Below are 26,586 nucleotides of genomic sequence, written 5' to 3'. Positions count from 1 at the left end.
TGCGATGTCCGATCTGATGACTGTCGAGACCGGCGCGGCGGCCGCCTACATCGTCGCGGCCCTGCTCTTCATCCTGGCGCTGGCCGGGTTGACCCATCACGAGTCCGCCAAGGCCGGCAAGACCTTCGGCGTCGGGGGCATGGCGGTGGCCCTGGCCGCGACGATCGTGCTGGCGGTCGACCATGACATCTCCGGAGTGGGTCTGGCACTGCTGATCGGCGCCATGGCGGTCGGTGCCGCGATCGGGCTGTGGCGGGCCCGGGTGGTGGAGATGACCGGGATGCCCGAGCTGATTGCCCTGCTGCACTCCTTCGTGGGTCTGGCGGCGGTGCTGGTGGGCTGGAACGGCTATCTGCACGTGGAGGCGGCCCCGGACGGCCCGGGCGGTGCCGAGGCCGCGGCACTCCGGGCCCAGGACCTGCTCGGGATCCATTCCGCCGAGGTGTTCATCGGCGTCTTCATCGGCGCGGTCACCTTCACCGGTTCGATCGTGGCGTTCCTCAAGCTCTCGGCGCGGATCAAGTCGTCCCCGCTGATGCTGCCGGGCAAGAACCATCTCAACCTCGGTGCCCTGGCCGCCTTCGCCGTGCTCACCACGTGGTTCGTGATCGACCCGGCGCTGTGGCCGCTGATCGCCGTCACCATCGTCGCGCTGGCCCTGGGCTGGCACCTGGTCGCCTCGATCGGAGGCGGTGACATGCCGGTCGTGGTCTCGATGCTGAACTCCTACTCCGGCTGGGCGGCCGCGGCGTCGGGCTTCCTCCTGGAGAACGACCTGCTGATCATCACCGGCGCCCTGGTCGGCTCCTCGGGTGCCTACCTGTCCTCCGTCATGTGCAAGGCGATGAACCGGTCCTTCATCTCGGTGATCGCCGGCGGGTTCGGCATCGAGGCGGGCCCGGCCGACGACAAGGACTACGGCGAGCACCGCGAGATCACCGCCGAGGGGGTCGCCGAACTCCTCGGCTCGGCCGACTCGGTGGTCATCACCCCCGGCTACGGAATGGCCGTGGCCCAGGCCCAGTACGGCGTCGCCGAGCTGACCCGCAAACTCAGGGACCGGAACGTCGACGTGCGCTTCGGCATCCACCCGGTCGCGGGCCGGCTGCCGGGCCATATGAACGTCCTGCTCGCCGAGGCCAAGGTCCCCTACGACATCGTGCTGGAGATGGACGAGATCAACGACGACTTCGACGGCACCACCGTCGTCCTCGTCATCGGCGCCAACGACACCGTCAATCCCGCCGCCGCGGAGGATCCGGCCTCACCCATCGCCGGCATGCCCGTCCTCCAGGTCTGGAACGCCGAAAACGTCATCGTCTTCAAACGCTCCATGGCCTCCGGCTACGCCGGCGTCCAGAACCCGCTCTTCTACCGCGAGAACTCCGCCATGCTCTTCGGCGACGCCAAGGACCGCGTCGAGGACATCCTCCGCGTCCTGTGATGCCAGGGTGAGGACGCAGTACTGACGCATCGAGAGGCAGCAGAGCCGGCGGCCCCAACGAAGTGAGAGGACTCGGACGATGCACAGCGTGGACAGCGGCAGGAGCGGTGGCGTGGAGCAGGAAGTGGTCGGTGCCGTCAGCGTCTTGACCATTCACAATGGCGAGCGGAACCTGCTGACCCCGGGCATCCTCACCGACCTCCGCGCCCGGCTGCAGGAGTGCGACGACAACCCGGACATCCGCGGCGTCCTGCTCACCGGCGCAGGTGAGACCTTCTGCGGCGGTCTCGACATCGCTTCCGTCAAGGCGGGTGCGGACCCGGCTCCACTCGGCGAGGCATTGCTGGAGACCCTCCGGATCTTCCCTCGTCTCGGTGTGGCGGTCGCGGCCGCCGTCAACGGCGACGCGCTCGCCGGGGGTGCCTCCTTCGTCGCGGCCTGCGACTTCGCCGTCGCAGTGGACAGTGCGCGCATCGGCACGGTGGAGGTCGGCGCCGGAATGTGGCCGATGATCGCGCAAGTGCCCGTCATCCATCGGATCGGGCCGCGCCGGGCGATCGAGAACATAGGTTCCGGCGAGCCGTTCACCGCCGAGAGGGCCCGCGAAGTCGGTCTCGTACAGGCGGTGGTCGAGCCCGGCAGAGCGGCTGAGGTCGCCCGGGAGTGGCTCGACAAAGCACTGAGGGCGGCCGGCGCGGGTGCCCCTGGCCGTCGCTCCCTCTACGAGTTCGCATCGATGTCGTACGACGACGCGCTCGACGCGTCGCTGCCACGTTTCACCGAGTTGTTCGAGAACTGAACTCCCTTTCAGCCGAGTCCTCGTACGGCCCGCCGTCACGCAGGCGTTGCTGACTGTGACCGTGCGCGAGGCGCCGACTTGCGCCGGCGGAGTTCCTCGCGCACGGACCGATGGAAGGGGCGGTTCCCGTCAGCTCTTCCAGACCGTCTTGAGGTTGCAGAACTCGCGGATGCCTTCCGCGGCGAGCTCGCGGCCGATACCGGAGTCCTTCACACCGCCGAACGGCAGCTCGGGGTAGGAGACGCTCATGCCGTTGACGAAGACGGCACCGGCCTCAAGGCGGGTGATCAGGAACCGCTCCTCGTCCGGGTCGGTGGTCCACACCGACGAACTGAGGCCGAAGGCAGTGTCGTTGGCGAGCGCCGCGGCCTGTTCGACGTCATCGACCCGGTAAACCGCGGCCAGCGGGCCGAAGGCCTCCTCCCGGTACACCCGCATCTCGGCGGTGACCTCCTCCAGCACCGTCGGCTCGAAGAACCACCCCTCAGTGCCGACCGCCGACCCACCGCACCGCAGGACGGCACCCTTCGTGACGGCGTCGTCGACCAGTTCGGCGAGCTCGCGTCGGCCGGACTCCGTGGCGATCGGCCCGATCTCGGTTTCCTCGTCGAGTGGGTCGCCGACCCTCAGCGCTTTCGTGCCGGCGACGAAGGCCTCCACGAACTCCTCGTACACCTCCGTGTGGACGATGAACCTCTTGGCCGCGATACAGGACTGGCCGTTGTTCATCGTGCGAGCCGTCACGGCGGTTCGGGCGGCCGCGCGCACATCGGCGGACGGCAGCACGATGAACGGGTCGGACCCGCCCAGCTCCAACACCGCCTTCTTCACCTCCGAGCCCGCGATGGCCGCGATGGACCGCCCGGCCGGCTCGGAACCGGTCAACGTCACGGCGGCGACGCGCCGGTCGCGGACGACTTCTTCGACGTCGGCCGCTCCGATGAGGAGCGTCTGGAACGACCCGACGGGGAAGCCCGCTCGTTCGAAGAGCGTGTCGAGGTACAGCGCGGACTGCGGCACGTTCGAGGCGTGCTTGAGCAGGCCGACGTTGCCGGCCATCAGCGCGGGCGCGGCGAAGCGGATCACCTGCCACATCGGGTAGTTCCACGGCATCACCGCGAGAACGACGCCGAGAGGCTGGTAGGAGGTGTAGGCGGCCGAAGCCCTGACCGCGCTCGGGTCGGCGAGCGGCTGGTCGGCCAGCAGGCTTTCGGCGTTGTCGGCGTAGAACCTCATCGCGTGCGCGCACTTGAGGACCTCTGCGCGGGCCTGCGCGATCGGCTTCCCCATCTCGATCGTGAGCGTGTGCGCCGTCTGGGCCGCCTCGGCCTCGACCAGGTCTGCGGCCGCACGCATCCACCGGGCGCGGGTGTCGAAGTCGGTTGTCCGGAGCGTCGCGGCTGCGGCCTCGGCTCGCGTCAGGCGCCGGTTGACCTGATCCTTCGTGAGGGGAGCGAACTCTTCTACGAGTTCACCGGTGGCGGGGTTCACGGTGGCGATCGGCACGGCGTTCTCCTCTGGGGGAGGGCTTCGAATGAGTCGGGATTGGATCCATTGTAGGACTCGCTGTGATGGTGCACCAGTGAACATGCGGTGCGCATGCCTTACGGAACGGAAGAATGGATCCATCCCGAGGTGTGGTGTGTGCCCGCCGGCGAGCCGGTAGCGGTACGGCGGGAGAGTCGGCGCGCCCGGCGCGACATGGGCGCCGCGCCCGTTCCCTGCTTTCAGGCGAAGAGCTCCGGGTGAGCGGTGAGTTCGACCCTGGTGCGGCGAATGTGCCCCGTGAGGTACCGCTCACCGTCTTCGGGATCGCGGCGCCGCACGGCGTCGAGGATCAGCCGGTGTTCGGCGTTGACGATCGTGGCCCGGTCGGGGTCGGCGAGCACCATGAACGCACGGCGATAGTGCTGGGTGGAGTTCCACAGCCGCTCCGTGATGGCCAGCAGATGGTCGCTGGGGCACCCCGCGTAGGTGGTCATGTGGAAGTCGCGGTCCAGGAGAAGGAAGCGATTGACGTCGCTCTGGTTCTCGATCTCGTCCTGGACGCGCTCGAGGTGCTCGAAGTGCTGATCGGTGAGATGGGGGAGGCTCACGTTCAGCGTCAGCGGCTCGAGCCGCTCGCGCATCCGGTAGTAGGTGTTCACCTCGTCGAGGCTGAGCATCGGAACCCGCGACCCGCGGTTGGGGAACGACTCGGTGAGGCCGTCGGACTCCAGGATCCTCAGCGCTTCGCGGACCGGGATCCGGCTCGTGCCGAGGCGCGCGGCGATCTCGTCCTGGCGCAACCACGTGCCGGGTGTCAGCCGGCCGGCGAGGATCTCCTCGCGCAGGACGCCCGCGATGTGCTGACTCCTGACGCTGTCCGACCCGCCCGCATCGCGAGCGTGTGTGGGAGTCAAGGGCGGTCACCTGTGAACTGGGACGGGGTGCGGTCGAAGGCCTTGCCGTCAGGATACGACACCAGCTCGAAATGCATTCCCCATGGTGAGAGGAAGTAGACCCACCGCTGTCCCTCCGACGGTCCGGCGCTCGTGGTCGGGTCGCCGAGCACGGGAACGTTCCTCGCCCTCAGATACGACACGGCCGCGTCCAGGTCCTCGACGTACAGCGCGACATGGTGGCCGCCGACATCACTGTTACGAGGGGCGATCGTCCGCCGCGTGGCCGCCTGGTACTCGAAGACCTCGAACACGGCTTGCGTGCCGCAACGGTAGAAGCGCAGTTGACGCATGACGGTGCGCGCGTCCACGTTCAGGTGCTCCGACATCCAGTTGTCCGCGGCGCTGAACGGGCCGAGCGAATACAGGTACTCGCAGCCCAGGACGTCCACGAGCCACGCGTGCGCCTCCTCCAGGTCCGGCACCGTGAATCCGATGTGATCGAGGCGCATGAGGCCGGGCAGAGCCATGATCTTCCTCCTTTGGATCCGAAGTACTCACGATGATGGCTTCCGTACGGCCGTAAGTCGAGTGGACTCTTGAAATTGGATCCAACCATGTGGCAGGGTCGGCCGCGTCGGTCCACTCTGGTCGATGGAAGGGGGCACCCGATGCCTGCGGAAAACAGACTCGAAGCGAAGGCCGCGTGGTCGGAGTTCGTCGTCACCCAGGACGACTGGGACGCCGCGGCTCCGGACCTCCTGACGGGCATGTTCAGCCAACTGGTGCTGATCAGGACCTTCGAGGAGTACGTCCTGGAGCTGGCCGCGGACGGGCTCATCCACGGTCCCGCGCACTCCAGCATCGGCCAGGAGGGCGGCGCGGTCGGTGCGTGCTTCGCGCTGACAGCGGAGGACACCGTGAACGGGTCGCACCGCGGCCATCACCAGTTCCTCGCCAAGGTGCTCGCCCATCTGCATCCGAAGGGCATCGATCCCACGAAGCCGTTCCCCGAGGACGTGCGCGCCGTGCTGCTGCGCAGCCTGCGTGAGATATGCGGTCTGGACCGGGGGTTCAGCCACGGCCGGGGCGGCAGCATGCACCTCCAGTGGCACGAGGCCGGAGCCATCGGGACCAATGCCATCGTCGGCGGCGGGGTACCGCTGGCGGCCGGATCCGCGTGGGCACACAAGAAGACCGGCGCCGACGCGGTCGCCTTCACGTTCTTCGGCGACGGCGCGATCAACATCGGATCCACGCTGGAGAGCCTCAACCTCGCGGCGGCCTGGTCGCTGCCCATGTGCTTCTTCGTCGAGAACAACCTGTACGCCGTCTCCACCCACGTGTCCGAAGTGACCGCCGAGCCACGGCTGTCCGGCCGCGGCCCGGGCTTCGGCATCCGGAGCTGGAAGGTCGACGGCATGGATCCGCTGGCCGTGTACCTCGTGACGCAGCAGGCCCTCGGGCACATGCGCCGCGGCGACGGTCCGACGGTGATCGAAGCCGATGTGTACCGCTACTTCCACCAGAACGGTCCCTTCGCCGGCTCGGCGTTCAGGTACCGCAGCAAGGAGGAGGAGGCGCAGTGGCGTGCCCGCGACCCGATCGACACCATCGTGAGGCACCTGGTGCGACGGAGAATCCTCACCAAGAAGGCGGTCGCGGAGACGATCGAGCGCGCCAAGGCGCTGATGTCCGGACTCGGCGACGTCCTCCTGGAGGCACGGCCGGGCGGCAAGCCGGGGGAGCGGCGCATCGTGCCCTCGGAGTGGCCGGACCCGGCGTTCGTCGACCAGGGCGTCCGGGGCGACCTGTCGGAGCTGGCCGGGATCGAGTTCACCGACACCGAGGACTTCGCGGACGACATGACCGACGTGAAGTTCATCGGCGCCGTCGCCGGCGTGATGGGACGCCGGCTGGAGACCGACCCCCGCGTCGTGGTGATGGGGGAGGACGTGCACCGGCTCAACGGCGGCACCAACGGCGCCACCCGCGGCCTGAGCGAGGCGTTCCCCGACCGCGTGATCGGGACGCCGATATCGGAGAACGCGTTCACCGGCCTCGGCGGCGGCCTGGCCCTGGACGGCCGGTTCCGCCCGATCGTCGAGTTCATGTACGCCGACTTCATGTGGGTGGCGGCAGACCAGCTGTTCAACCAGATCGGAAAGGCCCGCCACATGTTCGGTGGCGAGGGCAAGGTGCCGTTCGTCCTGCGCAGCAAGGTCGCCACCGGCACCGGCTACGGATCACAGCACTCGATGGATCCGGCCGGCATCTTCGCGACGGCGCCAGGGTGGCGCATCGTCGCCCCGTCGACGCCGTTCGACTACGTCGGCCTGATGAACACGGCCCTGGCCTGCGACGACCCGGTCGTGGTCCTCGAGCACGTGGATCTGTACAACTCGACCGGTCCCGGACTGCCGGAGAACCACGACCACTACCTGCCGGTCGGCAAGGCCGCCGTACGCCGTGAGGGCGCGGCCCTGACCATCCTCACCTACCTGGCGATGACGCCGGCCGTCCTGGCCGCCGTCGAACAGACAGGGGTGGACGCCGAGGTCATCGACCTGCGCTGGCTGGACCGGGCCAGCCTGGACTGGGACACCATCACGCAGTCGGTGATGAAGACCAACAACGTGCTCATCGCCGAGCAGGGCGCCGTCGGCACCTCCTACGGCGGCTGGCTCGCGGACGAGACCCAGCGACGGCTGTTCGACTGGCTCGACGCCCCGATCGAGCGCGTGACGGGCGGCGAGGCGTCGCCGAGCATCAGCAAGGTGCTGGAGCGTGCCGCGTTCGCCTCCACGGAGGAAGTCGTCGCCAAGCTGCGCGAGTTCGCGCGGGAGCAGAACAATGGCTGAGCTGCTGCGCATGCCCGAGATCGCCGCCAACACCGCGGAGGCGATCCTGGAGTCCTGGAACGTCGGGGTGAACACCCCTTATGCGGCGGGCGATCCGATCGTCACGGTGGAGACCGAGAAGGCCGTGGTCGACGTGGAAGCCGAGAACGACGGCGTGCTCCTGCGCCTCCTGGTGGACGCCGGCACGACAGTGGCGGTGGGCACCCCGATCGCGGTCTGGGGGGCGCCGGACGAGCCGGCGTCCGAGGTGGACGCACTGGTGGCTTCACTTTCTGCTTCCGCGGATGCGGTGTCGGAGGCGCCGGTGCCCGCCGGGGCGGCGCAGGACACGACCGTGCGCCTCTTCGCGAGCCCGCTGGCGCGACGTCTCGCGCGCGAGCTCGGAGTCGATCTGGACACCGTGTCGGGGAGCGGTCCGCGCGGACGGATCCGGCGGCCCGACGTCGAGGCGGCTGCCGCCAGGCGAGCGGAGCCGGAGGCGGCGCAGCCGGAGGACGCCGGGACGCAGAACCGGGCAACCCGGACTCCCGTGGCCGATGCGCGTTTTGTGGACGTGCCCAACACGCGGATGCGGGCTGCCATCGCCCGCCGGCTGACGGAGAGCAAGCAGAACACCCCGCACTTCTATCTGCGCGGCGGCGCACGCGTCGACGCGTTGCTCGAGCTGAGGCGACAGATCAACGCCGGCCAGGGCGTGAAGGTGTCGATCAACGACATGCTCGTCAAGGCGGTCGCCTCCGCGCATGCGGCCGTCCCCGCGATGAACGTGCAGTGGAACGGCACCTCGATCCGGCACTTCTCGGACGTCGACATCGCCGTCGCCGTCGCCACCGACGGCGGTCTGCTCACCCCGGTGCTCCGCGCCGTGGACTCCCTGTCGATGAGCGGCGTCGCCACGGCGACGAAGGACCTGATCGCCCGCGCGAAGGAGCGCCGGCTCCGGCAGGACGAACTCGAAGGCGGCACGATCTCGATCACGAACCTCGGCATGTACGGAACCGAGGACTTCGCGGCGATCATCAACCCGCCGCAGGCCGCGATCCTGGCCGTCGGCGCGGTGCGGCAGGAGGCGGTCGTCGAGGAGGGCGAGGTCGTCATCGCGTCCGTTCTGCGCCTGACTCTCGCCGTCGACCATCGGTCGGTGGACGGTGCCACCGCGGCCGAGTGGATGCAGGCTTTCACGGACGTGCTCGAACACCCGCTCCGGATCCTGCTGTGAGTGGCCGGCGAACGCGAGGACGAGGACAAGGAGAGCGCACCATGACCGGGAGCACCTACGACGTGGTGATCCTCGGCGGGGGATCAGGCGGATACGCGGCCGCTCTGCGCGCCGCGGATCTGGGCCTCAGCGTCGCCCTTGTGGAAGAGGGCAAGCTCGGCGGAACGTGTCTGCACAGCGGCTGCATCCCCACCAAGGCTCTGCTGCACGCCGCCGAAGTCGCCGAGGTGTCGAGACAGGCCGCGTCGGTCGGCGTCCGCGCCTCCTTCGAGGGCATCGACCTGGCCGGCTTGTACGCGTATCGCGACGGCGTCGTCGATCGCCTGTACAAGGGCCTGCGAGGACTTGTCGCCGCCCGTGACGTGACGCTGGTCCACGGCCGCGGACGCCTTGTGTCGCCGACGGCCGTGCGGGTCGGCGAGGTGACCTGCTCCGCGAGGAAGGCCGTCGTCCTGGCCACCGGGTCCGTTGCCCGCAGCGTGCCCGGGCTCGAGTTCGGCGGACGGGTCCTGTCGTCGACGGAGGCGCTTTCCCTGCCCGAGCTTCCGCGCAGCGCGATCATCCTGGGCGGTGGCGTCATCGGTGTCGAGTTCGCGAGCCTGTGGCGGTCGTTCGGAGTCGACGTCACCATCGTCGAGGCGCTGCCGAGCCTGGTCCCGAACGAGGACCCGTCCTGCGGCAAGGCCCTGGAACGTGCGTTCCGGCGGCGCGGGGTCACGGTGCGCACCGGCGTTCGGGTGGACGCCGTCGAGCAGAACGCGAGCCGGGTCTCGGTCAGCCTCGAGGCAGGCGTGCCGCTGGAGGCCGAGGTCCTGCTCGTCGCCGTCGGGCGCGGACCTCGCACCACCGGCATGGGTTTCGAGGACATCGGTGTGACACTGGACCGCGGATTCGTCCGGGTCGACGACACCCTCCGCACCCAGGTGCCAGGGGTCTTCGCCGTGGGGGACATCGTCGACGGTCTCCAGCTCGCGCACCGCGGCTTCCAGCACGGGATGTTCGTCGCGGAGGAGATCGCGGGTCTTGCCCCCACCCCGGTCGCCGACGCCCACATCCCCCGCGTCACCTACTCCGACCCGGAGGTCGCGTCGGTCGGCCTCACGGAAGCGCAGGCCAAGGAGAAGTTCGGTGCCGACCGCGTGGAGTGCGTCGAGTACGACCTGGCCGGCAACGGCAGGAGCCAGATCATCGGTACGTCCGGCTTCGTGAAACTGGTTCGCGACAAGGACGGCCCCGTAGTGGGTGTCCACATGGTCGGCGTGAGAGTGGGCGAGCTCATCGGGGAGGCACAGCTCACGGTCGCGTGGGAGGCCCATCCGGGCGACGTCGCCCCCTTGGCGCACGCCCATCCGACCCAGAACGAGGCATTGGGAGAGGCCTTCCTCGCACTTGCGGGCAAGCCGCTGCACGCGCACCGATGAAGCCCGGCCCCCATCACCGGCGATCGGCGTGCAGGGTGCCCCCGTCCGCCCCGCGTGTGCGAGGCGGACGGGGGGCACCCGGCCGGCCGGTGCGGTGTGAGGTCGACCGGTGGTTGTTCACCTCTTGAGATTCTTTGCTTGAGCACGCTAATGTTGGCGAATGACCGACGACACCCCGCTGACCGCTCAGGAAGAGCGCTTCTGGCGCGCCTTGATGCGTGTCGTCGTGGCCCTTCCGCGCTCACTGGACAATGACCTGCTGCGCACGACAGGGCTGACGCTCACCGAGTACGTCGTCCTGATGAACCTGTCGGAGGCCGAGAACCAGGAACTCCGGATGGCGGATCTCGCCGCGGCGACGGCCCTGTCGGCAAGCCGCATCTCGCGTGTGGTGGAGGTGCTGCAAGGCCGGGGAGAGGTCGTCAAGCGGCGCTACGAAGGAGACGGCCGGGGCAACGTGGCCACCTTGACGCCGGAGGGGCTGAAACGACTTCAGGCCGCACACCCGGTGCACGTGGCGAGCGCCCGAAAGCGGGTCGTCGACCAGCTCGACGGCCGGTCGCTCTCCGTGCTGGTGAGGGAGTTCGAATCGGTGGTCGACAAGCTCGGCTGACGGTTGGGGCCGACGCGCAAAGGCCGACGGCCCGGTGCCGGACTGCGTAGTCAAACGATCAGCCCAAGGAGTAGCGTGGCGCCCTCTCTCGGTCCCAATCCCATGGATTTGAGCATGGACGCGTCGGCTCGCGACATGCCGTCGATCCCGCTGACCATCGGAGCCGTCCTCGATGTGACGGGTGCCGTGCCCTCCGTGGGGGAATTGCGGGAGCACATTGCCGCATGCCTCTCCCGGCTTCCCGCGTTGACAGACCACCTCGCGGGCCCCCGCTTGCGGGCCCGGTGGGTGCGTGACGTTCTCCCGGATTTGGAGCTTCGGGTCCGGGAGCGGGTGGTCGCACCGGCCGGGCTGGACGACGCCCTGGACGAGCTGATCGCGCTCCCGCTGCCGCAGCAGGGTCCGCCGTGGGATCTGTGGCTCCTGCGCGGCCACGCCGTCGGCACCTACACGCTCTGCTACCGGGCCGCGCACACCACACACGACGGTGTCGGCGTGCGCAACACGCTGTACGCCCTCTTCGGCGGCACGGTGCCGGACGCCGCCCATTCGGCGCGCGCCACCCTGGCGAGTTACGTTCACGCGCTGCGGGCCCAACTCGGCTCCCTGGCCCGCGCGGACGTGTGGAACGATCCCGCCACACCACTGACCGGCGAGCGGATGCGGGGCTGGGCGCAAGCCCCCACGGAACGGCTGCGTGAGGTGGCGACAGCGGCAGGCGGCAGCAGCAACGATGCCTCCCTTGCCTGTCTGGCACATGCCCTGCGCGAGTGGGCCGCCGAGCACTGGCCGCGTGGCAGGGGCAAGCGGATGAGCACAGTGGTGATGGTGGACGGCCGGCGCTCCGAGGAGTGGAACCGGCCTGGAAACCACTTCGCCTTCGCCCCGATCGCCCTGCCCTGCCATCTGCCGACCTTCGGCGAGCAACTGGCTTCAGTGGTTGCGGCGACCCGCCCCGTGAAGCAGCCGCCCATGCGCCGTGCCCTGCGCGCGCTGATGGAACGCACCCCGGTGCGCGCCTTCTACGCGGCGGCACAGAAGCTGACGACCCCCGAGCGGGCGACGGTGGACACGTCACACGTAGCCTTCCACCACCCGCTGCGCCACGGGGATGCGCCGGTGACCTCCGTCCGGATGTTCACCTGGCTTCCGCCGCACCATCCGCTGTCGCTCATCTCGTGCAGCTACGCGGGCACCACCAGCGTCCACTTCGTGACGGACGCGGCTCTGCCCGGACTGGCGGACCTGCCGCAGCGGTGGACAGCGGCTCTGGAGGCGACCGCGGCAGAGGGGCTGCGCACCTGAGGTTCTCGCGGCGTGCGATTCCGCGGTAACGCGAAGCCGGGCCAGGGCGTTGCCGCGCACTGCCGGTCCGCGCCGTGGGCGCAGGTGTCGATCGACCACAGACGGCCGGGCGGGGCGGGGGGCACCGCGCCCCCCCGGGGCGCGGGGGGGGGGGCGGGGGTCCCCCAACCCCCTCGCGCGCGCCCCGCGGGGCCCCCCCCCCCCCCCCCCGCCCATGCCGGGGGATCCGTCAGCCCCGGTACACGCGGCGGGCGATGTGCTCCGCGATCATGATGGTGGTCGCGTTGGTCGGGGCGGACGGGACCTCGGGCAGGATGGAGGCGTCCACGACACGCAGTCCCGCGACCCCCTTGACGGCGCCCGACTCGTCGACGACGGCCCATTCGTCCTCGGGCCCGCCCATGGGCACGGTCGAGGTCGGGTGGCCGTAGGTGGCGATGGTGGAGGCGATGGTCTCGGCCAGTTCCTCGTCGCCTTGAACGGCGTCGCCGGGTACCAGTTCGCCCGCTGTCATTCGGGCCAGGGGCTCTGCGCGCACGAGGCTGCGGACCAGCTTCACGCCCTCCAGCAAGCGGCGGCGGTCCCGGGGCGTCGCCAGGAAGTTGTCGTCGATGACCGGGGCGGCGTGCGGGTCGCGGCCGGCCAGCGTGAGGGAGCCGCGTGACTCCGGCCGTGTGACGGCCGTGGCCAGGAGGATCGCGCCGCCCGTGGGGCTGATGGGAACGTCCGCCAGGTGGGTGCCGACGATGCCGAGGTCCAGTTCGCCGGGCCCGGCCTCGGTCGAGGCGCACCACAGATGCGCCCCGAAGGCGGGCGTCATGGTCTGGTGTTCGGGGGCGAGGGCGAACAGCGAGTGGAAGAACGGATGATCCTGCAGTCTCCGGCCGACCGGGAGATCGGCGACCACGTCGATGCCCAGTGCCCGCAGGTCCTCGGCCGGGCCGACGCCGGAGCGCAGCAGGATGGCCGGGCTGCCGTAACTGCCCGCGGCGAGCACCACTTCGGCCGCCCGGTGCACGGTGCCGGAGGCGTCCACCACGCCGCGCGCCGAACCGTTCTCGATGAGCACCGTGTCGATGGTGATGCCGCTGAGCACCGTCAGGTTCGGGCGGCGCCGTACCTGAGGCGTGAGGTAGGCCAGGGCGGTGTTCTGGCGCACCCCGTCGACGATGTTGACCGGGTAGCCGCCGGTGCCCGCCTGCTCGGCGCCGTTGAAGTCCTCGACCCGGCTGAATCCCCGGTCCGCGGACACGTCGACGAAGGCCCGCATCGGGGAGGTGAGATCCTCGTAGGCCCACTGCCGGACGGGGAAGGGACCGGTGCGCCCGTGGTAGGCGTCCTCACCGGTCGGGGTGTTCTCCATGGCCCTGAAGGTGGGGAGTACCTCCTCGTAGGACCAGCCCTTGATCCCGTAACGCTCCTCCCAGGCGGCGAAGTCCACGGCCCGCGCGCGGATCGCCACGCCGGCGTTGACCGACGAACTGCCGCCCATGGTCCGGCCGCGCGGTGCCGGGATGCTCGGGGCGCGGTCGGTGGCCCGCGCGGTGTAGCCCCAGTCGTGATCCGGGTCGGCCAGCAGGTGCGGGGACGTGAGCCCGTCGGGCAACTGCCCCGACTGGTAGTCCGGGCCCGCTTCGATCAGCAGGACGGTGCGCTGGGTGTTTTCACTGAGTCTGGCGGCCAGCACCGCCCCGGCCGAGCCTCCCCCCACGACGATGACGTCCGCCTGGTGGCCCGGATATTCGGTGCCGGTACTCACGGGTTCCTCCATGTATGTGCGTTAGCAAGCAATTATGTGGATGGCGACAGGCTCTGATCAGAAGTTCAGCGCTTCGGGTACGACGCGCTCCCCGAGCAGTTGCAGCGCGGCCTGTTGGTCGGCTCCACGGACGGGCCCGATGACGTGGTCGAAGCCCATCCGCTGCAGGCGCTGCAACTCGGCGAGGAGGCGCGGGACGTGCTCGCCGCGCGGACCGGGGTCGAGTGGGAGCAGAACGGTCTTCTCGATCGTGTCGTAGTCCCTCCCGACCTGCTCGCAGTGTCCCCGCAGCACGTCGAGCTTGTGCTGAAGGTCCGGTCCGTGGAAGAGGTTGCAGGCGTTCCCGTACTCCGCGACGAGCCGGAGCGTCTTCCGCTCGCCGGACCCGCCGATCAGGATCGGCGGATGGGGGCGCCGCAGCGCCTGCGGCGAGTTGAGGGTGCGTTCGAGCCGGTAGTGATGCCCGGCGAAGGGCTTCTCGTCATCGCTCCACATCTGCAGGCAGATCTGCAGTGTCTCCTCGAGCCGCTCGAATCGCTCCGCGACGGGCGGGAAGGGCAGGCCCAGGCCGCGAGCTTCGGCCATGTTGAAACCCGCTCCGACGCCGATGCCCAAGGCGGCCCGGCCCTCGGACAGGACGTCGAGCGTGGTCACCATCTTGGCCAGCAGTCCCGGTTCGCGGTAGCCGGCCGAGGTCACCAGGGCGAGAAGCTCCGCGCGCTCGGTGGAAGCCGCCAGGAAGCCCAGCGTGGTGTACGCCTCCAGCATCTCCTGCTCGGACGCGCCCACGATCCCGATCTGGAAGAGGTGGTCCATGACGGCGATGCGGGTGAAGCCGAACTCCTCGGCGGTCCGGGCGAGTCGGCCTACGTGAGCGGCGATGCCTGCCGGGCCATCGGGCCGGGTGAAATCCGCGATCGCCATGCCGAGTTTCATGCGGGCCTCCGGTTGTGGGAAACACTGTGCGCCAACGGCACCCGGTCGTCCTGCGGCGGGCGTGAGGGTGCCGGGCGTGACGCCGGACGGGTCGGAATCGATTATGCCCAGGCCGCTAGATGCTTTGTCAAGCAAGGAAAAAAGGGGGAAGGGCGACCCGCACTGATTGCCCCCGGCATCGGCTCAGCGCCGGCCGGCGCGCGGCTCTGGCGGGGCTGGGCACAGTGTCCTGACCGTCGGAAGCAAGCAGGCGTCCCGGCACCGTCGGAAGTGACGACGCCGGGACGCTGAATTGCTCAGGCGGTAGCCGTGGGGGCGTGGTTGGTGCGGTGGCTGCAGGCGCGCCGGAGTGGTGTCGCTCGCTGCCCGCTGCCCGCGACCGCAGCCGGCCTGTCAGTAGTTCTTCGTCCGGCCCTCGGCGTAGAAGGCGCCGCCGTCCTCGATGCCGTATGCGTACGAGGTGACGTTCGCGTCGTTGACCATCGCCGTGTAGCACGTGCCGCTGCTGCTGGTGACATGACACGTGTAGGTGCGCCCGTCGCTGTTGCGGATGATCTGGGCGATCCCGCCGACGTTGTCCCCGGGGGCCGCGATCGTGCCGTGCTCGATACGGGCCCAGGTTGTGCGGCACGACGGGCTGTAGTACAGGTCGATGATGGCACCGGAGTTGTACGAGCCCGCATAGAGGTAGGAGGAGGCGACGATCCGCCGGTCGTTCCAGCAACTGGTGCTGCTGGCCGTCTGGCCGTCGTAGGCTGCGGCATGAGCGGCGGGACTCATCACGATGGGCGCGACGCCGGCGACCACTGCCAATACCGATGCAATGCGGGCCGTACGCCAGATGCGCGCGATCGTGCTCTTCATCTCCGACCTCCTGGTTGGGGAACTGCCGTTGTTGCCGCAGGGCACAGTACAGTCGCCCGTGTCCGTCCGAAAGGGCCCCGAACCAGGGGGAGTTGAGCGATTTTCAGACACGGATCGGGCCCCGCGGGAAAGGTTGGCCGTCCTGGTTTCGGCGGGACCTCGTGTTCATGGGACGTGATGGCGGGCCTTCAGCACTGAGGGGCGCTGAGTCCGTGATGCCGGCCGGCCGCGGTCACGGTTTCCGGGTGATCCACGTCCGGGCGAGTTCGGCGACCCAGGTGGCTGCCGCGTGGGGATCGGGCGGGGGTGCGCCGACGATGACGAGTTCCGTGATGCCCGCTGCGGCGAGGGCGGGCAGGTGTCGTGGTGTGCCGTCGCTCAGGGCGACGGCAACGGTGAGTTCGTCGAAGGCGCGGCCGTGGCGGGCGCATTCGTCGGTGAGGACGGCCACATGTGAGGGGACGTCGGCCGCCGGGACGTTGAAGCCGTACCAGCCGTCGGCGTGCCTGACCGCGCGGCGCAGGGCGGTGTCGCTGTTGCCGCCGACGACGACCGGGAGCCGGCCACCTCGCAGAGGTTTCGGGTTGACGCGGATGGCGTCGAAGCGGGTGAACTCCCCTGCGAAGGAGGCCGGATCCTCGGTCCACAGGGTGCGCATCGCGGCGAGGTACTCCTCGGTGCGTCGCCCGCGCCCGGCGAAGGGGACTGCGAGCGCGGAGAACTCGTCGGCCGACCAGCCGGTCCCGATCCCCAGGCAGAACCGCCCGGCTGAGAGCACGTCGAGTGTGGCGGCCTGTTTCGCGACCATGACCGGGTTGTGCTCGGGCAGCAGGAGCACGCCGGTGGCGAGTTCGATCCGGCTGGTGACTGCTGCCGCGTAGCTCAGCGCGAGCAGCGGGTCCAGCCAGTCCGCGTCCGCGGGCACGGCGATCCGGCCGTCGGCGGAGTAGGGGTAACGGGAGGAGGGCGCGTCCACGAGTACCACGTGCTCGCCGCACCAGAGCCTGGCGAAGCCGTGGGTCTCGGCGGCGGTGGCCACCGCCGCGATGATCTCTGGGCGGGCACCGTCGCCGATGCCGAGCGCGTGCAGCCCCACTCGCATCCGTCACCTCCTGGCGTCACCCTAAGCGCGATGCGCGGACGGGTTCGGGTGACGGGGCACGCCGCGCGTGGAGGCGGCGCGGCGCGTCACTCGGAAGGCCGTCTTCGCCGTCGCCTCGCGCCGCGTGGCCGGCCGGGCCACCGTCGGCCACCTGCGAACCGGTCCGGCGACCGGCGGGGGGTGCCTCGCTCACCGTGAGGCGGCGCAGTCCTCGAGTTCGGCGGCGAGTTCGGGGTCGGGTTTGGGGATCGTGCCGAAGTCCTCGTCGCTGTGTTGCTCGAGGCGCTGCACGGCCTTGGCGATCGAGTTCGACAGCGGCGGGGATGTCGCGGGCCGGCGTGTGCGGTGGACGAGGTCGACCGTGACGGTCGTGGAAGCGCCTTCTGTCCGGGCTGGGGACCACAGCCGGTGGGTCAGTGCCTGGTCGGTCCCCGGCGACCACGAGGTGTTGGCCAAGGGGTCCTGGCCGATCTGGCGCGGCAGGTGTGCCTGGGTCCGCCAGTGCTGCGCGTCGCGCAGCTCGCTGTGCTGCAGGTGGTGCAGGAACAGGCAGTGGGCCGCGGTCGGGGAGTCCGCGCCTGCGGCGAACTGCCACCAGAACCTGGCCGCGTCGTGACGGTCGGCCAGATACAGCAGGCAGGCGAAGGCGAGCGCGCCCGTGGGTTCGATGGTGGCCCGGTCGTCGACGAGCAGGGCCATGGCGGCGATCGCCGCCGGATCCCGCACGACGTGAGAGGACAGCACGCCCAGTTCGTCGGCGGCCTGCTCGTGCAACGCGGCGGGCAGGCCGTCGTGGGCGTCCGTGGGCTGGGTGCCCGCACCGGACTCGGTGCGGATCGAGCGGGCCCGGTGCTCCATGGACACGGCCCGGTGCCACACCACCCGTCGTGCGATCCGGTCCAGGGCCGCCCGCTCGTCGAAGTCGTCGTATGCGTCGGCCAGGACCTCGGCGCCTGCGAGCACTTGGTCGATGGGATCGGTCCGCTTGTTCCCCCGGGTCATCAGTCCTCCTCGTTCATCTCTTCCGCGGCCCAGTCGATCCCCAGATCGCGCGCCAGTCGCCGGCGGGCGCCCCGGACGTGGCTGCGTACCGTCCCGTACGTCACGCCCATCAGCGCCGCGACCTGCCGCATCGGGTAGCCGAGCACAAATCGCAGCACGATCACGTCGTACTGCCGTTCCGGAAGCCGCGCGATCGCCGCATACAGCCCGAGGCTGGACTCCAGCACCGCGAAGGTGCCGCGGCTCTCCCGCCGGGCCGCGGCGAACGCCGCCGTCTCCACCAGGGCCACACCGCGGCCTTGCACCTCCAGGCGCCGGGCGACCTCCTCCTTCAACACCGCCCAGGCGTAGCCGTCCACGGTCGGCTGCTGCAGGACGTGCGGCCACATCGTGGCCAGCTGCACGAACACGTCCTCCACGACCAGCTCGGCCTCGGGCCGGCTGTCGAGCTGCAGGTGTGCGTACCGCAGGTAGACCTTGTGGTGCAGGGAGTAGAACGCGGTGAAGGTGTCCGGGAGCACCGCCGCCAGATCGTCCCGCACGACCTGGTCGGCCCACGGGTCGGGCCGGTGGCCGCTCATCAGCCGCGCTCCAAAGGGCGGTGCTGCGCGGCCGACTGGGCCGCCCCGACCCGCACGCAGGCACTGAGCAGACGCGCAGCTATTTCGAGATCCACTGCCTGGAGTCCTTTCGCCGGCCCGGTGCCGCCCCCGCTCGGCACCGAGCGCCTCTTGCCTTGGTCCCAGCCAAGCGAACGAGACCCGCAAGTGTGCACGCCCGACCCCAACAATTTCACCGGGACGTGCGCACGCCATCACGCACGCGCCCCCTGCGCGCTCCCTCGCGCGCCTGGCGTTCTGCGGGGCGCACGGATGCCGGTCAGCGAGGCCACGCCCTGTGAGCCGCCGTCGCCCTCATCGCCACCGGAGCCATCGCACTCCCCGTCCTGCCGCGCTTCCGGCCAAATTCAACGCATGGACAGGTGCGCGCAGCAGCAATCAGAACTCGCGATGAAAAGTTGCGGGTACCGGCAGCGTTGCCCACCGGGGGATTGGCCAAGCCACGGTGAAAGCGCGGCCGATCACATTCTTCACTGGTACGAACCCGCCGGTGGGATCGTGGACGTGGGCGCGGGAATCCCAGGAGTCGTCGCGGTGATCTCCCATCACCCACAAGTGGTCCTTGGGTACCTTGATCGTGCCGACGGGAATGTCGTCACACGGGGTGGAACCCGGATAGATGTACGGCTCATTCAGCGGGATTCCGTTAACTTTGAGCGGTTCCCCTCGATTGCACTCCACGGTGTCACCGCCGACCGCGATCACCCGCTTGATCAGGTCTTTTTCTTCGACCGACGGCATGAGACCAATGAAGGTCAATCCCTTCTGCAGCCCTCGCAGAGCGAAATTGTCCTCCTTCGGGACTCCTTCGTGAAGCCAACCACCAGGATCACGGAAGACGACAACCTCACCGCGCTGCGGTGTCGTGCCGAGCCACGGCGTGAACTTGTCCACCAGGACCCGATCGCCTCTCTGCAGCGTATTCTGCATCGAATCAGAAGGGATCGAGAAAGCTTGCACAAAAAACGTCTTGATGAACAGCGACAGAAGTAGAGCAACGCCGACCAGTATGGGTAGCTCCCGCCACCACGGGCGCCTCACGCCAATCGCTTTGCCGGGCCGCTCAGGGTCCGCGCCCTGCGCGGTCTTGCGCTCAGGCATCGCTTCTTCCTTAATGTTGGATGCCGGTCCAGTGGACTCACACCCGCGGGCAGGCTCCCGAGGGCTTCACATTTTGTCCGCCCAGATCTGTCGGGACGCCGACACGGGGTCGGCTACCACCGAGACGGGCACGTCCCAGATCCGCGTGAGCGCCTCACCCTTCCGGTACTGCGGCCAGCCGGGGTCGCCGGTGGCGGCGAAGGCCGTCAACGACCTGCGGAACTCCTCCGCCAGGCCGACAGCCTCCGGCGGGAGTGAGTCGCCGAAGAGCATGGCCGCCATCGGGCCGTGGAAGTTGCCGAATGCCAGCGGTACGTCGAGGAGGTGGCAAGCGCCGAGCGCCCCGCCGAACACCGGGGTCGGCCAGGCCACCTCATAACACCAGCTGCGGCCGGAGTGCTCCTGAGCGCACCACGTCGACGGCATGCGGAAGAACGCGTCGGACTGGATGAGGATGTACAGATCGGCATCGGAGGCGCCGGGGTACGCGGCTCGGTAGCCGTCGAGAGGAACGCCGTGCGCCGCCGCGACACCAGCGACGTCAACGGCGGACAGGTTCTCGCTCATCGCCATGGCGAAGAACCGGTACTCGTCGCGGGTGAACCCGGTCATGAGGTCGACCTCCGCACGCAGGCCGCGCCAGGGCTGGTCGCGCACCACATCCCCATCCACCACCAGTCCGTAGGGAGTGACCTCGCCCTCCCTGGACTGCACGGCGTGGATCGCCTCGGACGCCACGCCCGCGAAGGCCTCGGAAGTGAGCGGGACACCGAGCGCCGCCGCGATCCGCTCTGCCGTGCCGCGCGCCTGTTCTTCAGGCAGAAAAGCCGCTGTGACGCTCTGTCCAATGGCCCGGCCGAACAGCCCGCGGCCGGCCTCGGCGGCCGTCAGTGCCGCCACGGCGCTGCCTCCCGCCGACTGCCCGAAGATCGTCACATTGCCCGGGGCCCCGCCGAATCGCGCTATGTTTTCCTGCACCCAGCGCAGGGCCGCGAGTTGGTCGAGCAGTGCCCGGTTCTGCGGCGCGTCCGGCAGCCAGCCCAAGCCCTCGAAGCCAGTGCGATAGTTCAAGGTCACCAGCACGACGCCCGAGCGGGCCAGATTCGCGCCATCGAACTCGGGCTGGCTCGCGGAACCAAAAATGAATGCTCCCCCGTAAAGCCAGACCATCACCGGGAGACCGGCTGCCCCGGGATCGGGCGTCCAGACATTCACGGTGAGGCAGTCGGCATCGTCACCCGGGTGCCACAGCGCCGGCAAGGGAGGCATCTGGGCCTGCGGGGGCGAGGCACTGAAAGCGGTACCGTCGAGGACACCGTCCCATGGCTGCGGCTGCTGCGGCGCCTGAAAACGCCGGGGGCCGTCGAGAGGCGCGGCGTACGGAATGCCCCTGAACACGCTGACACCCTTGTCCGTTACGCCTCGCACGGCGCCCTGGATCGTTTGCACGACGATACTTTCCATACTGAAGCCCGGCTCCGCTCTCCATTGCAATACGAACGTCCGGATGCTACCTCCGGACCAGCGGGCAGCAAAAAACTTTCATTGAATGAAAGTTTGGCTCGGCATCCCGAGTCGCGGAGGTAGCATCCGGACGTTCGCATTCCGATTGGACTCGCCTTTCTCGCGGGCGGCTCGGCCGCCGACTTGTACGAGTAATACGTGACGGGCGGCCAGGTCCGTGACAGACGAAAGAGTCATCCCTGTTGAAAGGCACCAAGCGAATATTCGGGTATGTCGGGTGCGGCCACGTCGGTGAGCGCACTCTGCTTGAAATGGTGATAACCGCCGGAATCGATGTGGCCTACAGCGTGGTGGGCGATCACGAACCGTTCACAGATCTGGAGCAGATTTTTCCGGGTCGCGTCCGGATAGTAACCCCCGAGGAAGCCGCGGAGGAGGGGGAGTGGCTGACCCTGCTGATGCCTTTCGAGGAACACCGGTCGCTTCCGGGAAACTTGGGATCCGGAAAGTCGATCATCGACATGGCGAACCGCTATGCGCGGCAACTGCCGGGCGTCACCGAGATCGCCGGCGCCTCCACGACGAGCAGTGAATTGATTCAGCGGCATTTCAGGGAGGCGAAGGTCGTCAAGGCGATCAACAACATCGACTACAAGCACTTCAGGGACCTTGCCCGGCCGCACGCAGCGGACAACAGAACTGCCCTCCCCATCGCCGGGGATGACGAGTCGGCCAAGGCGGACGTCTCGTGGCTGCTCGGGCGTTTGGGCTTCGACGTAGTCGACGTCGGTCCGCTCCGCGAAGGATGGCGCTTCCAGCCAGGAATGCCGGCCTGCCACATCCCCTACGGCGCGGGTGGCGCGGACGATGTCCGCCAGCAGCCGGCGGCTCCGGTGTCCGCGGCGGCGCTGAGGCAGATCCTGTGGGCCTCCACCTGCGCCCCCTGACGAAACCCGGCCAGGGCGTGGCCAGGACGTCTCGTCACGGGTGCCGCTTGCCCAGCGATTCGAAGTGAACTCATCGACTACCCGCTGGTATGGGCCTCGGTCGCCCTGTGATCGGCGCGGCCCGCCTGATCTCTCTGCCTACCCGAAAGCTCTCTCATGTCACTTCCGGCTCTGCTCCTCGTCCATGGCGCCTGGCACGACTCCCCTGCTTGGCAACTCCTTGCCTCCTGTCTCCCCGATGTGGACGTGAGGACCGTTCGCCTGCCCAGTACCGGGGAGAACCCCGAACTCCTCGGGGACCTGTACGCGGATTCGGCTCGCATCGAAGCGGTCCTGGGGGAAATCGGAGGACCGGCGGTGGTTCTCGGCCATTCCTACGGGGGAGCGCCCGTGTCGCAGACGCCGGCGGGGCCCGGCATCGTGCGGGTGATCTACCTGGCAGCGATGATGCAGGACGTCGGTGACACAGTGCTGACACCGACAGGAGGCGTCCATCCCGCGTACTGGGACGTCCATGAAAAGGAAGGCGACCGTCCGGGCTACTTCGGAGTGTCCGATCCGGTGGAAGTGCTGTACACCGGCGTCGACCCACAACTGGCGGAGTCCGTCGCGGCATCTCTGCGCTCGCAGTCCCTCGCTTCGGTCACCCAGCCTCTCACCCGGGCCATCTGGCACGACGTACCGAGCTCCTACATCGTCTGCGAGCAGGATCGCGCGATTCCCGCCGCGTTCCAGCACTCCATGGCCCGGCAAGCCGACCGCGTGCGTCTGATGGACAGCGGGCACTCGCCGTTCCTCTCGCACCCGGCGGAACTGGCCCGCCTGATCCGCGAGGAGATGGCTCTCTGAAAAAGCGTGTCTCCTTCTACGCTGTTTCGTGTTGCGGGATGTGTTCGGCCCAGATGGTTTTGCCCTGTGGATGGTGGCGGGTGCCCCAGCGGCAGGTGAGTTGGGCGACGATGAACAGCCCCCGGCCGCTTTCGTCGAGGGTGCTGGCGCGGCGTAGGTGAGGGGTGATGGTGCTGCCGTCGGTGACCTCGCAGGTCAGGCTGGTGTCGCAGCGGATCAGGCGGAGAAGCAGCGGTGGCTGCGCGTGGCGGATGGCGTTGGTGACCAGTTCGCTGACGATCAGGATGGTGGTGGATGCCGCCTCGTCCAGGCCCCATGCCGTCAGCTGGGCGGTGACATGTTTGCGCGCGGCGGAGACCGCCGCTGGATCGGCGGTGAGGTCCCAAGTGGCCACGGTGGTGGTGTCGAATGTGCGGGTTCGTGCGGCGAGCACACGCAGTTGACGGGGGCCACCCTCTGTCGCAAGGGCCTGCAGGGCGGTATGGCAGGTGTCGGTGAGCGAGGACTGCGGCCCGATGGGTCGTTCGGGCACGGTGGATCCATCGGTCCTGGTCTCGGAACCGGTTGGCTTCGCGGAGTGCGCATGCAGCAGGAGCACGCTGCCCTTGCCGAGCCGGATTTCGGTGGTCGTGACTTGTGCTCGTGCGCGTCCGAGCGGTGTTCCGGAGGGAAGGTCGACGGCGATGGTCACACCTTCGGGGCTGATGACGATGGGGGCGGGGTGGCCGGCGCAGGCGAGGGTGCAGTCTGCTGTGACGGGGTCGTAGACGGCGTACAGGCAGCTTGCCATGACGTCGTGGACGGCGTCGTCCGGTTGCAGCCGGTGGAGGACGTCCTGGAGGTGGGTGAGCGTCTCGTCCGGTGGCATGTCGATGTCCGCCAGCGTTCGCACCGCGGCGCGGAGTTCGTGCACCAGGGTGGGGGCCGGTTCTCCGTCCTCGGTCACGCTGCCGGCTACCAGCGCCACCCGGGCTCCGGGCAGTGGGATGGCGTCCAGCCAATGGGCCTGCGGCCTTCCGCCATCGGCCCCGCCGTATGCGAGTTCCACGGCCGCGGGTTGCGGCAGGCGCCCGGGTGGTGGTCCACCCGCCGGCAGGGAGGCGCACAGATCGCCGGGTGCCTGACGTGGTGCAGAGGCGATCCGGCGGCCGGTCTGCTCACCGCTCGGGGCAGGTGCGGCGAAGGCGCACCTCGTATTCTGGCGGCCCCGGATTCGGCAGATGAGCAGGCTCATGCCCAGTGACAGGAGGGCGGCGGTGATGACAACCGTGCGGCCGCCCTCCGACACGCCTGGAATGACGAAACCGTAGATGACCACACTGGTCGCCAGAGTGGAAGCTCCGACGATCAGGGTGTGCCGGAGGGGCAGCAGGGCTGCCGCCATCACGGGTGCGAGGACCGAGTAGTCCGACCAGCGGACCAGGCCGCCTGCGGAGGCCTTCAGTTGCAGAGCGCAGGCCGCAGCGAGATAGACGGCGAGCAGTGCACTCGGGTGCCGGAGCAGGAGGAGCCTGGATGTGGCCATTCTCGTCATTCTCGTCACTGTCCTTTCTGGTGTGGTGCGCAGCGCGTGGCATTCATGCGCGTGTGGTCGGTGGCGCATGGGTGAGGGGGCAATGCGCGGGTGTGCGGGTCTTCGGGCTGAGGATGTTCACGGTGGCGGCTGTCCTGCGTGGACGGGGTACGGGGGTGATGGACCGCGACAAGTGCCAGGTCGTCCTGGAGGTTCTTGCCGACATGCCGGTCCACATCGAGGCTGACGTGCTGTACGAGACGGCTGGGGCAGTCCCAGGTCCAGGTATCGGCACGGTCGAGGAGGGGGAAGAAGTCGCCGGCGGAGTCGCGGGCCTCGGCCAGGCCGTCGGTGTAGAGGAGCAGCGTGTCTCCGGGGCCGAAGGCAACGGTGTCGAGGCGAAAGGCGTTGGGCGTGTCCGCTGCGAGCCCCAGTGGCGGGGCGGGCCGGGTGACGGTCAGCGGGGTGACCTGGTTGCCCTGGCGCAGCAGAGGTGGCGGGTGCCCGCAGCTGACCACCCTGATGATCTCTTCGTCGTCGGGGAGTTCGATCAGCAGGGCGGTGATGAACCGCTCGCCGCTGTCGGGGACGATGGGGGGCACCTCGCACAGGTGCCTGCGAACGCTGCGTTCCAGGGAGGCCGCAAGTTCCGGGAGTGTGCGGCACTGCTGGGCTGCCTCACGGAAAGCGCCCAGGACGGCGGAGGCGTCATCGATCGCCGGGAGGCCTTTTCCGCGGACGTCTCCGATGAGGAGGCGCGTGGTCCGGCCGGTGCGGGCGGCCGCGTACAGGTCACCGCCCACCAGTGCGTGTGCCGCCGCGGCGCGGTACATCGAGGCGACACGGAAGGGGCCCAGCTCCCCAGGGATCGGCCGCAGCAGTACCCGTTGGGCTGCTTCGGAGACGGCCCGTACTTGGGCCAGTTCCTGCAAGTCGCGGTCATGGAGCGCCCGGGCGGCGATGACGAACGCGGAGACTATGAGCACTGCTCCGATGTGAATGGGCAGCAGCGGTGAGTGGAGCAGGCCGTCGTGGCGGTCCACGAGGAGCACTGCCGCGGCTGCCGTGAGCGCGACGGCGGCCGTGAAGCGTGGCCGTGCGAATGTTCCCGTGCACGTGGGGGCCGCCACGAGCAGTGTGGACAGGTGAACCGCAAGGGGGGCGAACGACGCACCCAAGGTGACGGCCACGATCAGCAGGAGCGGAGGCACAGCGTGGCCGCGCATGCCCAAGGGCCCGGTGCCGCGGCCATGGGCCTTCGGCCGCTGAGGGCTTCCGGGGCCGGACGCTTGGAGCAAGCGGGCTCCGTCATCGGCCGCAGGCGCGGAAACGGGAGTGCGCGGGCAGTGCGGTATCACGAGTCTGGGGAGCGGCCGGATTTTCCTGGAAGCAAGGTGTCGTATCAACATGGCGCGGCTTTCGTGCCATCGCGGTATGGAAGGGTGAGTTGAGGCCCCCAGAGCCCGCCGGCAGTCGAACCGGTGCTTGTCCGGGGCACCGTACGGGCCGTCGACCGGCCCGGGACGTGTTCACTCGCGCAACGCGCGGGAAACCTTTCGGGCCGCCGCGCGAACGGCGGGAGCGAGCGTCTGGGGGGATTGGCTGCCCGCCCTGAAGGCGATCGAAATGGCCGCCACGACCGAGCCGCCCGCACCGTGGATCGGCGCTCCGACGCAGTGGACGTCCGGCCCCACCATTCTGTCGCTGCTGGCGTACCCCTCCCTGCGGACATCAGCCAGCAGGGAGCGGAGCCGGGCGGGGGAGGTGACCGTGTTACTGGTGTAGCGACGCGGTGGGGTGCTCAGATACTCCTCTTGAACGTCGCCAGGCGCGTGGGCGAGCAGGACGAGTCCCGCTCCCGTGGCGAATGCGCCGAAGCGGCCTCCCACCCGGCTGTCGGCCTGCGGCGCGCCCGGCGTGCTCAGACGTTCCAGGAAGACGACGTCCAGGTGGTCCCGCACGGAGAGATGGATGTGCTGCTCCTTCGTGACGTCGTACAGGTCGTACAGGATCGGCAGGGCCGCATCGCGCAACGGGAAGCCGCGAGGCGCGAGGGTGGCCACCTCCCACAGCCGCAGGCCCACCCGGTAGCGCCGGTCGGGCCCGCGCTCCAGGGCTCCCCAGGCGACGAGTTCGGCAGCACGACGATGAACCGTCGGCAACGACAGCCCCGTCCGCCTGGACAACTCCGTGAGGGTGAGCGCGGGGTTTTCGGGGGTGAAGGCCCCGAGCAACGCGAGGACCTTGTCGGTCACCGACATGCCGTAGGGCTCATCGGACATGTCCATGTCCCTTCCTTCGTGTGTGGGACGGGCTGCGCGCGGTTCGCGGGGCGCGTCGGCTTTTGCCTCTCCCCGCACGACGGCCTGGGCCGTCGTGCGGGGTC

At 69.2% G+C, this 26,586-nt stretch carries 23 protein-coding genes; 9 read left to right on the top strand and 14 right to left on the bottom strand.

What is annotated here, in order from left to right; all coding sequences use genetic code 11:
* The first annotated feature begins 16 nt into the window (after positions 1 to 16).
* Together pntB and ACFWVC_RS21310 are read left to right on the top strand one after the other, a co-directional pair.
* The gene (pntB, locus tag ACFWVC_RS21315) at positions 17 to 1,444 is read left to right on the top strand and encodes a Re/Si-specific NAD(P)(+) transhydrogenase subunit beta (RefSeq protein ID WP_384288280.1); all 1,428 of its coding nucleotides are present in this window, start codon (positions 17 to 19) and stop codon (positions 1,442 to 1,444) included.
* 145 nt (positions 1,445 to 1,589) lie between these two features.
* Positions 1,590 to 2,243, top strand: coding sequence for an enoyl-CoA hydratase/isomerase family protein (locus ACFWVC_RS21310; protein ID WP_384288080.1), 654 nt, complete (start codon positions 1,590 to 1,592; stop codon positions 2,241 to 2,243).
* 129 nt (positions 2,244 to 2,372) lie between these two features.
* Here ACFWVC_RS21310 and ACFWVC_RS21305 read toward each other — a convergent pair whose 3' ends face one another.
* The 3 genes from ACFWVC_RS21305 to ACFWVC_RS21295 all read right to left on the bottom strand — a co-directional run bounded on the left by ACFWVC_RS21305 (position 2,373) and on the right by ACFWVC_RS21295 (position 5,154).
* On the bottom strand, positions 2,373 to 3,749 hold the full coding sequence (locus tag ACFWVC_RS21305) for an NADP-dependent succinic semialdehyde dehydrogenase (protein WP_384288077.1): 1,377 nt from the start codon (positions 3,747 to 3,749) through the stop codon (positions 2,373 to 2,375).
* 221 nt (positions 3,750 to 3,970) lie between these two features.
* Positions 3,971 to 4,645, bottom strand: coding sequence for a GntR family transcriptional regulator (locus ACFWVC_RS21300; RefSeq protein WP_384288075.1), 675 nt, complete (start codon positions 4,643 to 4,645; stop codon positions 3,971 to 3,973).
* Entirely contained in the window at positions 4,642 to 5,154 is a 513-nt protein-coding gene (locus ACFWVC_RS21295) for a VOC family protein (RefSeq protein WP_384288071.1), read from the bottom strand. The genes ACFWVC_RS21300 and ACFWVC_RS21295 overlap by 4 nt, the downstream gene beginning before the upstream one ends.
* 141 nt (positions 5,155 to 5,295) lie before the next feature.
* On the opposite strand from ACFWVC_RS21295, the gene ACFWVC_RS21290 reads away from it, so the two are divergent.
* The 5 genes from ACFWVC_RS21290 to ACFWVC_RS21270 all read left to right on the top strand — a co-directional run bounded on the left by ACFWVC_RS21290 (position 5,296) and on the right by ACFWVC_RS21270 (position 12,043).
* Positions 5,296 to 7,485 (top strand): thiamine pyrophosphate-dependent enzyme, encoded by a 2,190-nt coding sequence (locus tag ACFWVC_RS21290; RefSeq protein WP_384288069.1) that lies wholly within the window; start codon positions 5,296 to 5,298, stop codon positions 7,483 to 7,485.
* Entirely contained in the window at positions 7,478 to 8,704 is a 1,227-nt protein-coding gene (locus tag ACFWVC_RS21285; protein WP_384288067.1) for a dihydrolipoamide acetyltransferase family protein, read from the top strand. The genes ACFWVC_RS21290 and ACFWVC_RS21285 overlap by 8 nt, the downstream gene beginning before the upstream one ends.
* Positions 8,705 to 8,745: 41 nt before the next feature.
* A complete protein-coding gene (lpdA, locus tag ACFWVC_RS21280) occupies positions 8,746 to 10,125 on the top strand; it encodes a dihydrolipoyl dehydrogenase (protein WP_384288065.1) in 1,380 nt (459 codons plus the stop codon).
* Between the two features lie 160 nt (positions 10,126 to 10,285).
* Complete coding sequence (locus ACFWVC_RS21275) at positions 10,286 to 10,738, top strand: MarR family transcriptional regulator (RefSeq protein ID WP_384288062.1); 453 nt, start codon at positions 10,286 to 10,288, stop codon at positions 10,736 to 10,738.
* Positions 10,739 to 10,852: 114 nt separating this feature from the next.
* Entirely contained in the window at positions 10,853 to 12,043 is a 1,191-nt protein-coding gene (locus tag ACFWVC_RS21270) for a wax ester/triacylglycerol synthase domain-containing protein (RefSeq protein WP_384288059.1), read from the top strand.
* Positions 12,044 to 12,272: 229 nt separating this feature from the next.
* Here ACFWVC_RS21270 and ACFWVC_RS21265 read toward each other — a convergent pair whose 3' ends face one another.
* The 8 genes from ACFWVC_RS21265 to ACFWVC_RS21230 all read right to left on the bottom strand — a co-directional run bounded on the left by ACFWVC_RS21265 (position 12,273) and on the right by ACFWVC_RS21230 (position 20,891).
* A complete protein-coding gene (locus ACFWVC_RS21265) occupies positions 12,273 to 13,802 on the bottom strand; it encodes a GMC family oxidoreductase (RefSeq protein WP_384288057.1) in 1,530 nt (509 codons plus the stop codon).
* Between the two features lie 57 nt (positions 13,803 to 13,859).
* Positions 13,860 to 14,738 (bottom strand): LLM class F420-dependent oxidoreductase, encoded by an 879-nt coding sequence (locus ACFWVC_RS21260; RefSeq protein ID WP_384288055.1) that lies wholly within the window; start codon positions 14,736 to 14,738, stop codon positions 13,860 to 13,862.
* Positions 14,739 to 15,131: 393 nt separating this feature from the next.
* Positions 15,132 to 15,602, bottom strand: a complete 471-nt coding sequence (locus ACFWVC_RS21255; RefSeq protein WP_384288052.1) for a DUF2690 domain-containing protein — start codon at positions 15,600 to 15,602, stop codon at positions 15,132 to 15,134.
* A 232-nt stretch (positions 15,603 to 15,834) separates the two neighbouring features.
* The gene (locus tag ACFWVC_RS21250; protein WP_384288047.1) at positions 15,835 to 16,704 is read right to left on the bottom strand and encodes an LLM class F420-dependent oxidoreductase; all 870 of its coding nucleotides are present in this window, start codon (positions 16,702 to 16,704) and stop codon (positions 15,835 to 15,837) included.
* Positions 16,705 to 16,893: 189 nt separating this feature from the next.
* Positions 16,894 to 17,706, bottom strand: a complete 813-nt coding sequence (locus tag ACFWVC_RS21245; RefSeq protein WP_384288044.1) for a hypothetical protein — start codon at positions 17,704 to 17,706, stop codon at positions 16,894 to 16,896.
* Positions 17,706 to 18,287 (bottom strand): RNA polymerase sigma factor, encoded by a 582-nt coding sequence (locus ACFWVC_RS21240; protein ID WP_384288041.1) that lies wholly within the window; start codon positions 18,285 to 18,287, stop codon positions 17,706 to 17,708. The genes ACFWVC_RS21245 and ACFWVC_RS21240 overlap by 1 nt, the downstream gene beginning before the upstream one ends.
* Before the next feature lie 417 nt (positions 18,288 to 18,704).
* Complete coding sequence (gene lepB / locus ACFWVC_RS21235; RefSeq protein WP_384288036.1) at positions 18,705 to 19,427, bottom strand: signal peptidase I; 723 nt, start codon at positions 19,425 to 19,427, stop codon at positions 18,705 to 18,707.
* A 66-nt stretch (positions 19,428 to 19,493) separates the two neighbouring features.
* Positions 19,494 to 20,891, bottom strand: a complete 1,398-nt coding sequence (locus ACFWVC_RS21230) for a carboxylesterase/lipase family protein (protein ID WP_384288031.1) — start codon at positions 20,889 to 20,891, stop codon at positions 19,494 to 19,496.
* Positions 20,892 to 21,133: 242 nt separating this feature from the next.
* Between ACFWVC_RS21230 and ACFWVC_RS21225 the strand changes: the two genes are divergently transcribed.
* Both ACFWVC_RS21225 and ACFWVC_RS21220 read left to right on the top strand, forming a co-directional pair.
* Positions 21,134 to 21,838, top strand: a complete 705-nt coding sequence (locus tag ACFWVC_RS21225; RefSeq protein WP_384288030.1) for an NADPH-dependent F420 reductase — start codon at positions 21,134 to 21,136, stop codon at positions 21,836 to 21,838.
* Positions 21,839 to 21,994: 156 nt separating this feature from the next.
* Complete coding sequence (locus ACFWVC_RS21220) at positions 21,995 to 22,687, top strand: alpha/beta hydrolase (RefSeq protein WP_384288025.1); 693 nt, start codon at positions 21,995 to 21,997, stop codon at positions 22,685 to 22,687.
* Between the two features lie 16 nt (positions 22,688 to 22,703).
* Here ACFWVC_RS21220 and ACFWVC_RS21215 read toward each other — a convergent pair whose 3' ends face one another.
* The 3 genes from ACFWVC_RS21215 to ACFWVC_RS21205 form a co-directional block, all read right to left on the bottom strand.
* Positions 22,704 to 24,071: a SpoIIE family protein phosphatase gene (locus ACFWVC_RS21215; protein ID WP_384288277.1), complete on the bottom strand. Its 1,368-nt coding sequence runs from the start codon at positions 24,069 to 24,071 to the stop codon at positions 22,704 to 22,706.
* 155 nt (positions 24,072 to 24,226) lie between these two features.
* The gene (locus tag ACFWVC_RS21210) at positions 24,227 to 25,243 is read right to left on the bottom strand and encodes a PP2C family protein-serine/threonine phosphatase (RefSeq protein WP_384288023.1); all 1,017 of its coding nucleotides are present in this window, start codon (positions 25,241 to 25,243) and stop codon (positions 24,227 to 24,229) included.
* 486 nt (positions 25,244 to 25,729) lie between these two features.
* Positions 25,730 to 26,488: an IclR family transcriptional regulator gene (locus tag ACFWVC_RS21205; protein ID WP_384288021.1), complete on the bottom strand. Its 759-nt coding sequence runs from the start codon at positions 26,486 to 26,488 to the stop codon at positions 25,730 to 25,732.
* Positions 26,489 to 26,586: the final 98 nt, after the last annotated feature.

Origin of the sequence: Streptomyces sp. NPDC058691 (assembly GCF_042714775.1) — a bacterium.
Classification (GTDB): domain Bacteria; phylum Actinomycetota; class Actinomycetes; order Streptomycetales; family Streptomycetaceae; genus Actinacidiphila.
Note: the sequence above shows the minus strand (reverse complement) of the source record. Positions and strands in the feature narration are given on the sequence as shown.